This window comes from Streptomyces sp. NPDC026301 (assembly GCF_055567935.1).
This window is the reverse complement of sequence record NZ_JBVHPN010000010.1, coordinates 25,029-39,786: the sequence shown is the minus strand read 5'-3', so window position 1 is coordinate 39,786 and position 14,758 is coordinate 25,029. Positions and strand designations below refer to the sequence as shown.

The following is a 14,758-nucleotide window of genomic DNA, read 5'->3' as shown; positions in this document are numbered from 1 at the left end:
ACGACGGCAGTTACATCACAAGGGGAACAGCGCCATGACCTCAACAGTTCAGCGCGTCATCGGGGGCACGGGAGCGCAGCAGCTCCCTGAGGAAGGCAATCTCGTCGAAGTGCGCGGCCAGTCCTGGGTCGTCGCCCGCGTCGAGCCGTCACCGGCCGGCGACGGCGACGGGCAGCGCAGGCCCGCCACCCTCATCCATCTCCAGTCCGTCGCCGACGGCCGTTTCGGCGACACGCTCTCCGTCATCTGGGAGGTCGAGCCCGGCCGTCGCATCCTGCCCGCCGGTTCCCTCCCCGACGCCTCCACCGGCCAGTACGACTCCCCGAACCGCCTCGCCGCGTTCCTCGACGCCGTCCGCTGGTCAGCCGTCGCCTCCGCCGACGCCAAGACGCTTCAGGCGCCGTTCCGTTCGGGCGTTGCCGTCGAGCCGTACCAACTGGAGCCGGTCTCCCGCGCCGTAGGCGCCCCCCGCGTCAACCTCCTTCTCGCCGACGACGTCGGTCTGGGCAAGACCATCGAGGCCGGACTCGTCGTGCAGGAACTGCTCCTGCGCGGCCGCGCCCGCCGTACCATGGTCGTCTGCCCGGCCGGCCTCACCCTGAAGTGGCGCGACGAGATGGCCGATAAGTTCGGTCTGGAATTCACCATCGTCGACTCCGAACACTGTGCCCGACTGCGACGCACCCACGGCACCGCCGCGAACCCCTTCCGCGTCCACCCGCTCACCATCGTGTCCCTGCCCTGGCTGCGCGGGCAGAAGGCACAGCGTCTCCTAGATGAGGTCATCGGCAGCCCCGAGGAAAGCTCCGACGGCGAACACAAGCGCTTCTTCGACCTACTCGTCCTCGATGAAGCTCACCACGTCGCACCTGCCGTGCCCAAGCAGGTGTACGCCGTCGACTCCCAGCAGACCAAGCTCATCCGACGCCTCGTCCCGCACTTCGAGCACCGGCTCTTCCTCTCCGCCACCCCGCACAACGGCTACCCCGAGTCGTACACCGCGCTTCTGGAGCTCATCGACGACCAGCGTTTCGCCCGCGGTGTCGAGCCGGACAGTGAAGCCCTCAAGGACACCGTCGTACGGCGGCTGAAGTCGACGGTCACCAACGCCGACGGTACGCCCCGCTTCCGCACCCGCAAGACGCTCGAACTGCCTGTGGACTACACGCCGCAGGAGCGCGACATCCACCAGGTGCTCGGCTCCTTCGCCGCGTTACGCCGCAAGAAGCTGACGCCCAGGGCACGCGGCGGGCGCCGCGCCGCCGACCTGGTGACGCTGCTGCTGAAGAAGCGCCTCTTCTCCTCGCCGGCGGGCTTCCTGCACACCGTTCAGGTCTATCTGTCCCACCTGGAGGACACCGGCCCCTCGCGCGGCCGTGCGGCGGCCGACGACGTGCCCGAGTGGCTGGAGGAGTTCGCCGACCTCGTCGCGGACCTGGACGACACCGGCCTGGTCGACGCGGAGGACGACGCCCTCACCCGCTCCACCTCCCTCACGCCGGCGGAGGACGGTCAGGAGCTCGACCTGCTCCAGAAGATGGAGCGCTGGGCCCTCACCCACGAAGCCGCGCCCGACTCCAAGGCCGAGACGTTCATCCGCGAACTCAAGGCCGTCTGCCGCCCCGACAGCAAGCACTGGACCAACGAACGGGTCGTGGTCTTCACCGAGTACCGCGACACCCAGGAGTGGCTGTACGACCTCCTCCAGCAGGAGGGACTCACCGACGGCGGCCGCGTCGAGCGCCTGCACGGCGGACTGTCGGCGGAAGAACGCGAGCGTATCCGTCTCGGTTTCCAGGCGGACCCCTCCCTCCCCGAGGGCAAGGTCCGTATCCTGCTCGCCACCGACGCCGCCGGCGAGGGCATCGACCTGCAGAACCACTGCCACCGCCTGATCAACTACGACATACCTTTCAACCCCAACAAGCTCGAACAGCGAATAGGTCGCATCGACCGTTGGGGTCAGAAGCAGGACCCGGAGATCACCCACTTCATCAGCTCCGGATGGCAGGACGCCCAGGCCGGCTCCTACGAGGCCGACCTCGAATTCCTCTCCCGCGTAGCCAAGAAGGTTGCGCGCATGGAGCACGACCTCGGCTCCGTCAACGCCGTCCTCGCCGACGCCGTACAGCGCCGGATGACCGGTGACATGGCATCTGTCGACATCGAGAACGCCAGGCCGAGGCCGATCAAGGGCCGCCGCACCGGCGGCGACGTCGCGCCCGAGCAGAACGTCACCGCGCAGACCAAGAGGCTCGCCGACCAGTACGAGGACACCGTCTCCACGCTCGGTCTCACCCCGGCCAACATCAAGCGCGTCGTCGAGACCGCCTTAGCCCTCGACAATCAGCCCGCACTCCTCCCCTCCGCGTTACGTGCCGAGGAATTCGAGCCGGGCGACCTCTTCGACGTGCAGCCGCTCTCCGGGAGCTGGGAGCGGGCGACCCGCGGCCTCGCCCACAAGCTCCGCGAGGGCGAACAACGGCCCCTCACCTTCTCCCCGGCGGTCGCCGCGCACGCCCGCGACGACGTAGTCCTCGCCCACCTCAAGCATCCGCTCGTCGCCCTCTCCACACGCTTGCTGACCGCCGCCGTCTGGAACGCCGACTCGGTCGGCCTCAGCCGCGTCACCGCCGTCGTCTCCGACGACCCGGCCGTCACCACGACACTGGTCTCCGCCTACGCCCGGTACGTCCTTGTCGGCACTGACGGCACCCGCCTCCATGAGGAAGTCCTTCATGCGGGCGGCTGGTTCGGCGACACCGGTCGCTTCCGCCGCTGGGAGTCGGTGAACGAGCAGGGCCGAGTCCTGTCGCGTGCGCTCACCGACGGCACCGAGGCCGCCCCGCACCTGCGCCAGGAGCTGACCGCGGCCTGGCCGAGGCTACGGGACCCGCTGTACCGCTCGCTGGAGGCCCGCGCCGCCGAACTCGGCCGCCAGCTGGAGGGCCGGCTCGCAGACCGCCGGACCGAGGAAGAGCGCCGTATCACCGCCACCCTCGACCGCTTCGAGACCACCCTGCGCGCCAAACTCAAGGAGGAGGGAGACGGCGAAGGCGAACAGCTCGCCCTCCTCTCCACCCACGAGCTGACCGGTCACGAGCGCCGCCAGTTCGAGGACGACCGCCGCCGCTGGCAGGAACGCCTCGAGGGACTCCCCGCCGAGCGGACACGCGAACTCGCCGCCATCGCCGCCCGGTACCGCGAACCCCGCTCCCACCTCTTCCCCGCCGCCGTCGTCTTCGTCGTTCCCGCAAAGGAAGCCCGCCGATGAGCCCCCGCCCCGTGAGCCGTGGAATAGCAGCCGCCAAGGCACAGGCCGCCGACGGACGCCGGCAGCACCAGGAGTGGCTCGACCTCACCGAGATCTCCGGTCCCTTCCTGACCATGCCCGTCCTGTTGCGGGCCTGGCCCCAGTTGGACACCCTGGAGAAGGACGAACGGGCCCGGCTGCGCGCCCGCCACGCCGACTGGCAGAACAACACGACGGCGGGGCGCGACGAGTGGGTGGCGTACATCCTGTCCCGGCTTCTGAGCTGGAACGACGCCCTGACCCTCCGTCTTGGCGAGGCTGAACACCACGGTCTGGACCGTCTCACCCTCCGCGTCGCGGAGCACAACACCGAGGTACGCCCGGACTTCGCCCTCGTCGATCCCGGCACCGATCTGGCTACCGAGCCCAGCGTCGAGGCGGCCGCCAAGCGGGTGCGGTTACTCGGCATGACGATCCCAGCCGGCACCGCTCCCACCGCGCGTGCGGGCGGGGGCGGCGACTGGGCTGCGGCACCGGCCGACCGGCTGGCCCGCCTGCTCCGGCACCACGGTGTGCCGCTCGGCCTGGTCACCAACGGCCGCTGGTGGTGCCTGGTCTGGGCTCCGCTCGGCGGTGTCACGACCACGGCCGTCTTCGACGCGATCGGCTGGAACGAGGCGGCCGAGCGCAACGTCGTCCGTGCGTTCGTGTCCCTGCTGAGCCGCCGCCGCTTCTTCGAGTACGAGGAGGGCGAGACCCTCGTCGGCCTGCTCAAGGCGAGCCTCGCGGCGGGCGAGGACGTCACCGAGGCGCTGGGCGTCCAGGTCCGGCAGGCGGTGGAACTCCTCGTCGACGCGATCGGCCGCGCCGACGTCCATGCCATGGAGAACGGTGCGCCTGGCCTGCATGCGTCCGGCGTCGGCGCGGGCGAGGTCTACCGGGGCGCGGTAGCGGTGATGATGCGCATCGTCTTCCTCCTCTTCGCCGAAGAACGCGGCCTTCTCCCCGCCGACAACGAGGTGTACGCGCGCTCGTACTCGGCCCGCTTTCTGCGCGACGAGCTCAAGGCCCGCGCGGACGAGGAGGGCGAGCCCTCGCTGGAGCACACCACGTCGGCGTGGCACCGGCTGATAGCCCTGTTTCACGCGGTCCACGGGGGAGTGGACCACCCCGGCTCGGGCTTCCGCCTGCCCGCGTACGACGGCTCGATCTTCAACCCGAAGACGTATCCCTGGCTGGAGGGCACCACCCCGCTCCTCCCCATCGACGACCGCACCGTCCTCCACATGCTCCAGGCGGTGCAGGAGGTCCGCGTCGGCAAGGGCAAGCAGCGCGAGGTCCGCACGCTGAGCTTCCGTGCACTGAGCGTCGAGCAGATCGGCTACGTGTACGAGGGCCTGCTGTCCTACGACGCCGGCCGGGCGACCGAGCACATGGTCGGGCTGATCGGGCCCGCGGGCTTGGAGCACGAGGTACCTCTGCGGGAGCTGGAGTCCCTTGCGGCGAAGGCGGCCACGGCGTCGCCGGGTAAGCCGGACGCTTCGGTGAAGTCGCTGGCGAAGGCCATCCACGAGAAGTGGAAGGACCCCAAGCCACCGGCGACGGCGGGCCAGCTGGAAAAGCGGTTGGCCCCGATGGGGGCGGAGGACGCGGCGGAGGCACGGCGCCGGCTGAACGCGGTCACCAAAGACACCGCGCTTACCGACCGACTTCTGCCGTTCGCCGGCATCCTTCGAGACGACCTGCGCGGCCTGCCGATGGTCATCCCGAACGGCACCCTGTACGTCACCGAATCCTCACTCCGCAAGAACACGGGCACCCACTACACCCCCCGCTTCCTCGCGGAGGAGGTCGTCCTGCACGCACTGGAGCCCCTGGTGTACGAGCCGGGTCCGCTCCAGACGGCGGACACGGGGGAGTGGCGCCTGAAGTCGGCGGAGCAGATCCTCGCTCTGAAGGTCGCGGACATAGCGATGGGATCGGCGGCGTTCCTCGTGGCGGCCTGCCGCTACCTGGCGGACCGGCTGATCGAGGCGTGGGAGAACGATGGCCAGGCCGACGCGATGGCGTACCGGGCCGGCCGGGCCGTCGATGCCCTGACGGCGGCCGACGCCGAACAGGACCCGGTCGTCATCGAGGCGCGCCGCCAGATCATCGAGAACTGCCTGTACGGGGCGGACATCAACCCCATGGCCGTGGAGATGGCCAAGCTGTCGCTGTGGCTGGTCTCGATGGATCCGGAGCGCCCGTTCACGTTCCTGGACGACCGCCTGGTCTGCGGCGACTCGCTGCTGGGCGTGCACAGCATGGAACAGATCCAGTCCGTGCACATGAAGCCGAAACAGCAGACCGACATCCTCGCCAAGAAGGCGCGCGAGCTGGTCGACCAACTCACACGCGAACGCCTGGCAATCACCGCGATCAAGGGCGTGGACCTGGCCGCCCTCCAGCAGAAGCGAGAACGCCTGGACGAGGTCAACCGCCACTCGCGCCGCCTGCGCCTGGTGGGCGACCTCGTGGCGGGCGCCGCGCTGGCGACGTGCGCCTCGGGGCGGGTGCCTTGGTACGAGGAGGAGGGCGGCGAGCGGGTCAGGGACCTGTTCCCGCGGGCTGCGTGGATCGTGCAGCGGATCATGGAGGACGGGGTCGAGGACGACTCGGAGGTGGTGCGCGAGGCGCGGGCCACGGCGGAGGAGTGGCTGGCGGCGGAGTTGCCGGAGGGGGCGTTGGAGCGGCGGCCGGTGCATTGGCCGTTAGTGTTCCCCGAGGTGTTTTCGCTGAGGGGCGGGTTCGATGCGATCGTGGGTAATCCGCCGTTCTTGGGTGGGCATAAACTCGCTGCCGCATTGGGAGAAGCGTATCGAGAGAGCATGATCGATTCTCTTGCTGGAGGGGCGAGAGGAAAAGTGGATATCGTAGCGTATTTCGTGCTGCGTGCTCATGCTCTGCTGAATGTTCGCGGCCAGTCTGGATTGATCGCTACCAACACGTTGGCGCAAGGAGACACTCGAGAAAGTGGCTTGGATCGACTGGAGGCTGCCGGCGTCGAGTTCCGCCGCGGAATCAAAAGTGCTCGTTGGCCGTCAAAATCTGCAGCATTGGAATATTGTGCCGTTTGGTCCAGTAGGGCCCCTCTCGGTGAGCGGGCGGCTCGGGTCCTCGGCGGGTTGACATTGTCGAAGGGGATTACGACGTCCCTTACCCCAGAGAGTAGAGAGCCTTCCTGGGTTGAACCGGTCGGCAAGGCGGGAGGGATTTCGTTCAGTGGCTGCAAGCCGGATAGTGCAGGATTCATCGTACCGGAAGAGGAGGCTCGAATGTGGATCTCTGGAGACCCTCAATACGCTGCCGTCGTCCTCCCTTACGTGAATGGGCAGGATGTAAACAGCCACCCGGAGCATAGTTCCAGTCGTTGGATAATTAATTTCCGCGAGTGGAGTGAAGAGGAAGCGCGAGCATATCCGAAAGCTTTCGCCAAGGTGTTGGCGAATGTTAAACCCGAGTGCGAGCGGAAGAATCCGGAAACTTACGCTGGTTTGATCGATCGCTGGTGGCAGTATTGGCGTCCGAGGAGCGAACTGGTGAGGGCGCTCAGTGGGCTCAAGCGGTGTATCGTTATCACGGCAGTGAGTAAGATAGTGATGCCTGTTATGGTGCCCACAAATCAAGTCTTCTCGCACGCGCTGAATGTATTCAAGTCTGACGACCCTGCGCTACTGGGCGTGCTGAGCAGCGCTCCTCACTACTGGTGGGCGATCGACCGTGCTTCCACTCTTGAAACGAGAATCCGTTACACGCCGACGGACGTCTTCGAAACCTTCGTCCGCCCGCCGCTCAGTAATCGTCTGCGCGCCGCTGGGGGCCGCCTCGATTCCTATCGTCGTAATCTAATGCTCGCTCGCAATCTGGGGTTAACCGCGGCATACAACCTGGTTCACGATCCGGACTATCAGGACAGGGACATCGTTGAGCTGCGTCGGATTCACGAGGAAATAGACAAGGCGACGATCGAGGCGTATGGCTGGCACGACCTGCTGGATAGCTCCGGGAAAACTCGACCTGCTGATCCGACGCACGAAAAGCTGCCACTCCATCATGGCTTCCATGAAACTGACCAAGGTGTCCGTTACACCATCGGCCTGCTCGCCCGGACCGAAATCATTGACCGGCTGCGGCAGTTGAATCACCAGGCGTACGCGGACGAGGTTCACCTCGGCTTGCATAAGGGTGTGACGGAGAAGAAGGCGCGGGAGAAGCATCCCGATATGCCGTCGCCCTCTCCGGAGGCTGTTCGGAAGCGCAAGGAGCAGTTGGCGGCGCGGGGTGGGGCGGATTTCGGGGAGGGCGCTGAGGGCGCCCTGTTCTGAGCCGTCAGCATGACGGCGGGCTGGTTCGCATCACGCATCAAGTGACACCAACCAGCCCGCCGTTCTGCTCGGACCTCCGATGGGACGGTGTTACCTGGCTGCCCGTGCCACGAACGCGGCCCACTCGTCCCGGCCGACCCGCAGCACAGGCCCGTCATCAGCAACCTTCGAGTCCCGTATGTACACGACGTCGGCGCCGGCAGCCACCTCTACGCAGTCGCCGCCGCCCGATCCGCTGTAGCTGCTTTTGAACCAGTGCAGTCCGTCCATGCTGTCGGTCACCTGCTCCACGCTCATGTCTCTCCCACCAGCCGTTCGATGAGCCGCGCAGACTCCACACCGTTCAGGGCCTGCGAGCGCAGCTTCCCATACCGCAACCCGAAGGCGCTGACCTGTGACGGATCTTGGACGACGCAGCCGACCTCCTGCGACTCGATGTATCCGAGATGCTGGTGCTCCTTCGTCTCCAGCATTACGAACGGACCGTTCAAGCCCGAGTGGAAGCCAGGTGAAGCAGGCATGATCTGCACCTGCACGTTCCGCGTCGTGCCGACCGTCAGCAGGTGTTGCCACTGCACGCGCGTGGTCTCCGCATCGCTCACCGGGTTACGGAGAGCTTCCTCGCTGATGATGAACGACAGCTCGGCCAACGGCACCCGGGTCAGCAATTTTTGACGGCTCAGTCGAGCCTCCGTGCGCTGGTCGACGAGTTCCTCGTTCAGCGGTGGGCAGTGGCCCGCGAATACCGCTCGCGCGTAGGCCTCCGTCTGCAACAACCCTGGTACCAGCAGCGGGTCGTACGAGAAGCGGCTCACGACCTCTGCCTCGATGAGCGCGAAATTGCGGAAGAAACGTGGCAGCTTCGCGTGGTCCACCTCGTCCTGGAGCACCTCCAGGACGCCTCGCGCCTCCAGCACCCGTTCCGCCGCCACCGTGAAGGCTTCCTTCGCAGGCCGCCGGCCCTGCTCGACCGAGGCGACCTGCTCCTGGGAGTAGCCGATGGCATCCCCGAGTTCCTGCTGGTTCAGCCCCGTCCCCTTGCGCAGATGCTGGAGCAACTTGCCGTATGCCGACCACACACCCGGCAGGTCCTGCTCTTCCTTTGTCTTCCCCTCGCGGCCGTTTCGCGTGTTCCGCACAGCCCTCACGTCCTTCCGCTCTCCGAGACCGCCCCGCCACCCCATGCGCAGGCTGCCCCAACCTCACCGCGACTGAGCATGGTTCAACGCGGGACGCCCGTTCGGGGACACGGCGCCCGGCCCGTACAGGACCCGTACAACGTCCGTACAAACAAGGGCGACCGCCTCCGCCCATCCCCTACGGGCGCCCCTCCGTACCACCGTCCTCGCTGAATTCAGGTTTCTGCTCAGCAGTACGAGGCGTGGTCCCCGGCCGGGCGCGCACGCTGCGCCGTGCAGCAGCTCAGTGGTGTGGCGTACAGCACGACTGGGACACCGCGCAGGCGGTGGCTCTGGTCATGGCCGAGCTGGCGTCATAAGCCGTCGCGTACGGCCGCATCCCCTACCGGGACTTCCACCTGGCGTTGCTCCTCCTGCCCCAGGCGTTACGCGTCGAAGTGACCGACACTTGCCCCCGGGCCCTCGCCACCCCGGGGGCAAGGCCCACCTCTGCCCGCCGACGCCACCTCGGGCCGCGGCCTGCTCCTCATCGAGGGGTACGCCAACCGCTGGGGCTGCAGGCGTACTCGCGTTGTACGTCGTCAGCGAGCCAATCGGGTCCCATTTGTTGAGCAAGCGCTGCAGGTCGTACTCGGTGGAGGCGTTCTAGGGCCTCATCGCCCCAGGCCGCCATCCCGAAATGGCCGCCACCCCTCGCCACTGGCATGAGCAGAAGACTGAGGCGCTGAAACGGCAGCCATGCTCGTGGTGACCGGCCAAGCTGATCTGCACAGTGGCGTGAGATGCAACCTCTGTCCTTGTGAACTGAGTGCATGAGTCAGATACTGATCGAGTTTGCATTGGTGTCACCTGGGGGCGAGCACGGCCAGGGAGTAACGGGCCGGGAGTTGTGCCTCCTGCGCGACTTCACATCTGGGTCGTCGATAGAAGTGCTTGTTACTGAGCCACTGTGTTGAGCGTCGGCTAGGGCGTCCCAACCAGACAACTTGGCTCTACGCTGATCCATTTGGGAGGGGCTCGCTATGACCGAAATTCCGGTTGACGCTGTCGATGCCGGCAGCGGCGACGACGTTGACAGAGCGGCTGTCGAACATGAGCGGGCCGAGCTAAGGGATTTCGTCAAGGGACTGAGCCCGGACGATATCAAGTCGGGCAACTGGTTCACCAAGCTCATCGCTCAGGCCATGGGCTCCTACACCGACAAAGTCGACTGGCAGTACTTCCAGGAGCGGTACGAGGGCGTACCCGCGGATGCCATCGTCGATCAGCGGATCAAGATGGCGGCTCGGTACGCCGCGCTCGAAGGTGGGCTCTCAGCCGGGGCCTACACGGCGGCCGTCGTTGCCACTCTCGGAAGCCTTGGTGGCGCCTCGCCGGCGACCTTCCCGGCCGCCGTCGCAACCCTGATGGTCGATGTCACGTTCATCACCCGGCTTCAACTTCGCCTGGCCTGCGACGTCGCGGTCCTCTATCGGATCCCGCTCGACCTGTCCGACCCCGAAGACATGTGGAATCTCATTCGAGTGGCCTTCACGATCAAGAGCGGGGAAGTGGTCCGGGGACCCGTGGTCAAGATGATCCCGGCCATAATGCGGCCGGTGATCAAGCGCTTCTACTCCAAAGGGGTACTGACCGCCGCGAAAGGGCTCCCCTTCGTCGGGAAGTTCCTCCTGCAGCGCAACGTTATCAAGATTGGTATCCCCGTGGTCGGCGTTCCCCTTGCGGTGGTGTTGAACCGGTATACGACGCTGCTCGCGGGGCGGCACGCGCAAGCTGTCTTCCGTAACGAGGCGCGGGTGATCGAACTCGCCGAGAATCTGAGCAAGCAGAGTCAGCACCCGCAGTTGATGCTGTGGGTCGCGTGGCTCGTCATTAAGGCGAACCACAAGATTGACGATGACGAGGCGCTGTTGATGCGGCACTTGGTGAGGCTGGTCCGGGAGCGGCATCAGGTGGTCGATGAAGAGCTCGCTCACCTTGTTGATATCGAGCCCGCTGAAGTGTGGCGACGGCTAGACGCCGAGTCAGGGGACCTGAGCGATCTCCTTGACGTGGCCAACCGGGTGGCCGCTGTGGACGGCACCGCTAACGCGCTCGAGAAAGCCGTCATCTCCGAGCTTCGAGATCGCTGCCGCCGAGTCTGACGCCGTCACGGGCTACCTCCCACCTCGTCCAGTTCCGCGCGTCGCGCTGCGATCCGTTCCGCGATCCGGTCTCCACCATGGGGCCGGTTCATGGGCGGCAACAAGGCGTGGCGCACGTTGCGGGCCATACTGGGGCCATGCTCGTATCCACTGGCCCGCTCTCGCTAGTCCAGCGACACCTGTTGCAGGAACTGGATCTCTGCGACCTCCCGCTCCCCACAGCGACGCCGGAGCCCTACGCGGCTCGAGACCTCGACACAGACGAGGTTCAGGACGCTCTGCCCGGCCTGCTGTGGGCCGGGCTGGTCGAGCAGCGAAGCGATCACGAGGGCGCGCTTCGGCTCACCCCGCTCGGAGCGGCGGCTCTACGCGCCGCGGAGTGCGACGAATTGACCGCCCGCTTGAGCGCGGTGGTGTCCTTCGCCGACACCGTGTCACGCGGCGCGGCACCTCGTGCCGCGGGGTACGCCCTGACACGGCTCGCCGAAGGGGCATGGACCCTCGAGCAGGCGCAGGCCTACGTCCGCGACGGCGGGCTCGGCGACGACCGCTCATGACGTGTCCGACTCGCCGAAGTCCAGGACGACGCGACGCCGGGCGCGGGTCGTTCCGGGGCGCAAAGGGAGAACGCCCGCCGACGTGAGGTCGGCGACGGTGATGACCGGTGAGTTCACGATGTCCGTGGTGAGCGCCTGCTGCGCGGGCGCGAGGTCGACCAGCCGACGCAGCACGGACAACAGGTCGATCAGCTCCTGAGTCCACTCGCTCGGCCAGCTCGTGACGTGCATGTCGTCCAGGGGACTGGTCTTCCTGCTGGTGGGGGAGGCCTTCCGGTAACCGAACCACTTCTTGACGACGGGCATGCCGCCGACCTCGTAGCGCCAGACCTCCGGCGGGACCCTCGTGAAGGTACCCGGGCCCACGTGGAGAGTATCGGTTTCTTCGTCGTAGGCGAGGGCGTCGGGTACGGCGGTGCCGATGCCCGTCTCGTACCGCACCTGTCGCGGGTCCCCCGATGGGAAGCCGACACCGTCTTGAGCGGACGCCACCGCGTCGGCCGGTGGGCCGGCCTCACCGTAGGTCGCCGCCCACAGGAACTCGCGACCGATGCGGACTGCTTCGCTCCACAGCGCCGGGTCACGGGTGAGGGGTAACCGGACGCCGGGAGTGAGCAACTCCTCGGCGAAGCGCTCGGTGAAGGCGCTGTGCCCGGCGACGGCCACGGCATAGGCGGCGAGGTCGTGCACCGCCACTTCGTCGAGACCGAGGATGGAGGCCAGGTACCGGAGCAGTCCGGTGGGTACGTTGGCGCTGCCGTCCGGGTGGAGGACGGGGTGCACTCTGCCGCCCCGGCCGTTGAAGTGGTGGGTGTCCGGCAGCAGTGCGGCTGCCACCAGGGCAGGGCCGCTGCTGATCTCATGGCTGCTCTGCTGATTGAGGAATACCTGACCCGGCTGCAAGGACTCCCACAGGTCAGGCCGTGGGCGGTCGAGTACCCGATTGTCGGCGACGATCCACTGGCGGTCGAAACTGCGCATGGCAATCCGAAGGAGCCGAGGGCGCGTGTCGCCCTCCTGCTCCATGCTTCGGTTGCGGTGTGGGAAGCCTGGCAGGGCGGGTAGCCGCATGCTGAGCCGGCGATCCGGCGTCTCCTTGAACAGGAGAGCTTTGACCTCAGGGTCCGCTTCCGCTGTGACGCGTGCCCAGCGACGTTGGAGGACTGACTTCGAGGGCGAAATGACCCAGGACCGGTTGGCCTTGCTGCCCGGGCTGCCCCAGGGGAAGAGCGCCTCCAGCGGTGGATAGTCGTCCCACCCCGACAAGGACGCCGGGGTAAGAGGCCGTATGTGCTCCGTATGTGTGTACCGCCACCCCTCGTCGTCCAAGTGCAACGCCCGAAGCTGGGCGAACTTCTCCGCCCGCTTGCCGTGGAGTGCCCGGTAGCGGATGCGCGCCGGCCCGTCGGAGTCGCGGTCTGCCCGCCGTACGAAGATGCATATCGACAGCGGCTGGGCGACGTGCGGGAACACTCGGGTGGCCACGTCCGACCGCTGCCCCTCCGGCGACAGATTGATGACCCACCCCTCGTCGCACGTCCGGCGCAGGTAGTCGCGCATGCCGCGCCCGGCGGGGCCGCTGGTGAACGCGGACGGGGTGATGAAGCAGACGACGCCGTGCCGGTCGTCCTCGTGAGCGTCGAAGACCTTCCACGTGGCCCAGCGCCAGAAGTAGATGTACAGGTTCTTGAGCGCGTGCTCGTACCGGCCGTTCCCCGGATACCGGAAGTCGTCCAGGGGAGGGCGGCCCTGGCCCTTCACCCGTTTCTCGATCCAGCCGCCCCGGTTCTCGGCCTTGTCGTCGTATGGCGGATTGGCGATGACCACGGTGACGGGGACGTTGGCCTTGACGTGGTTGGCGCGGGCGCGTGTCACCGAAAGGGCCGCGTACGTCGAGGCGAGTTGTTCCTCCTGGACGTAGGGGTCGTCGAGCGTGTCCGTGACGTACAGGTTGAGGCCGCCCGGTGGTAACTCGGCGCCGTGCTTCTTCAACAGGTCGGCGGTGCGGAGTTCGGCGACGGCGAAGGGGCCCATCTGTAGCTCGAAACCGTACAGGCGGATTGCGAGGCGGCCGATCGCGTCGGGTTTCATGGCTCTGCCCTGGCGCTCGGCGGCCTGCTGCGCCACCCGGTCGATGATGGTGTGCAGATAGGTGCCGGTGCCCATGGCGGGGTCGACGATGTGCACGCTTTCGTCTCCGAAGCCGTGCGTCTTGCCCAGGCGAGTGCGCAGCACTTCTTCGGTGAGGCGGGTCATCTCCTCCACCACCTGGTGAGGGGTGTAGTAGGAGCCGCTGCGCTGGCGGAGCCTGTCGTCATAGACGGACAGGAACGACTCGTAGAGGTGGAGGTAGGCGTCTCGGTCGCCCTGCCGGATGGTCTCCCATTCGACATTCTCGATGGTGCGGGCGAGGAGGTCGAGCGTCACCTCGAACCGTTCGTTGACGTTGTCGGTGAGAAGCTGGAGGGCCTTGCCCATCAGGGCGTGGCCCGCGTTCAGGCGGCGGCCGATCTCGTGAAAGGTCGTGCCGGTGAGCGGAATGCGCTCAGTGTGGGCGAGGAGCAGTGCGAAGGTGATCGTCCGGGCGTATCCGTCGGCGAAGGTCGTGTTGTCCGCGGTGGGAAAGAGGTACCGGCGCCAGTCACCGCGGAGACCGGTGAAAGGCCGGTCGACGGTGGGATCGTCCGCGTCCAGTGCGGACTCGGCCCGGAGCTGCTCCCGTACAGCCTCGCGCAGCAGACGGCACAGTGGGGCGATGTGCTGGACGAGGACCGAGACCCGCCGGGTCCTGGGCGGCTTCCAGCCGAGCACGGCCTGTGTGAGCGCGTCGAAGGAGGCGAGGTCAGCGACTGCCAGCTTCTCGCCGGCGATCTTGAGTGGTCCGGAGAGCGCTACCTCGTCGCCTAGCTGGACACCGTGGCGGAAGACGCGCCAGTGGGTTCCGTTGGTGTAAAGGAGGTTGGGAAGGTCACGCAGACGTTCCCACTGTTTCCTGTCGTGGCCGGTGAACGAGTCGGGGTGAATGCCCTTGCCGGGCCGCTTCACCTCGATGTAGCCGGTCACGTGCTTGCCGACGCGTACGGCATAGTCGGGCCGCACTCCGAGATGCGGGATGCGGGTCTCCGGGTGCCAGTTGGCCTCCGCCATGGCATGGTGCGCGGCTATGGTGCGGAACAGTTGCTCCAGCGGGGTGCGGATGGCCGCCTCGCGGTCACCGGGGCCCGCCAGGTTGCGCTTGCACGCGGCGCCGAAGAGGGAAATAGCTTCCTGGAGCCACTGAAGACGTGCGTCGGACATG

7 protein-coding genes are annotated in these 14,758 nt (G+C 66.9%); 4 read left to right on the top strand and 3 right to left on the bottom strand.

Annotated features, from left to right (window positions below; translation table 11 throughout):
* The first annotated feature begins 34 nt into the window (after positions 1-34).
* Positions 35-3,274 (top strand): DISARM system SNF2-like helicase DrmD, encoded by a 3,240-nt coding sequence (gene drmD, locus ACZ4MH_RS18910; protein ID WP_351587899.1) that lies wholly within the window; start codon positions 35-37, stop codon positions 3,272-3,274.
* Positions 3,271-7,620, top strand: a complete 4,350-nt coding sequence (locus ACZ4MH_RS18905) for an Eco57I restriction-modification methylase domain-containing protein (RefSeq protein WP_467754582.1) — start codon at positions 3,271-3,273, stop codon at positions 7,618-7,620. The genes drmD and ACZ4MH_RS18905 overlap by 4 nt, the downstream gene beginning before the upstream one ends.
* Before the next feature lie 90 nt (positions 7,621-7,710).
* Here ACZ4MH_RS18905 and ACZ4MH_RS18900 read toward each other — a convergent pair whose 3' ends face one another.
* A complete protein-coding gene (locus tag ACZ4MH_RS18900) occupies positions 7,711-7,917 on the bottom strand; it encodes a DUF397 domain-containing protein (RefSeq protein WP_351587893.1) in 207 nt (68 codons plus the stop codon).
* Positions 7,914-8,759 carry a helix-turn-helix domain-containing protein gene (locus ACZ4MH_RS18895; RefSeq protein ID WP_351587890.1) on the bottom strand — a complete coding sequence of 282 codons (846 nt, stop codon included), beginning with the start codon at positions 8,757-8,759 and terminating at the stop codon, positions 7,914-7,916. Before ACZ4MH_RS18895 ends, ACZ4MH_RS18900 begins: the two co-directional genes overlap by 4 nt.
* 1,022 nt (positions 8,760-9,781) lie before the next feature.
* Here ACZ4MH_RS18895 and ACZ4MH_RS18890 point away from each other — a divergent pair.
* Together ACZ4MH_RS18890 and ACZ4MH_RS18885 are read left to right on the top strand one after the other, a co-directional pair.
* Positions 9,782-10,903, top strand: coding sequence for a hypothetical protein (locus tag ACZ4MH_RS18890; RefSeq protein WP_351587887.1), 1,122 nt, complete (start codon positions 9,782-9,784; stop codon positions 10,901-10,903).
* A gap of 137 nt (positions 10,904-11,040) precedes the next feature.
* Entirely contained in the window at positions 11,041-11,460 is a 420-nt protein-coding gene (locus ACZ4MH_RS18885) for a hypothetical protein (protein ID WP_351587884.1), read from the top strand.
* On the opposite strand, the gene ACZ4MH_RS18880 is transcribed toward ACZ4MH_RS18885, so the two are convergent.
* Positions 11,455-14,757, bottom strand: coding sequence for a type ISP restriction/modification enzyme (locus tag ACZ4MH_RS18880; protein ID WP_351587881.1), 3,303 nt, complete (start codon positions 14,755-14,757; stop codon positions 11,455-11,457). The genes ACZ4MH_RS18885 and ACZ4MH_RS18880 overlap by 6 nt on opposite strands.
* Position 14,758: the final 1 nt, after the last annotated feature.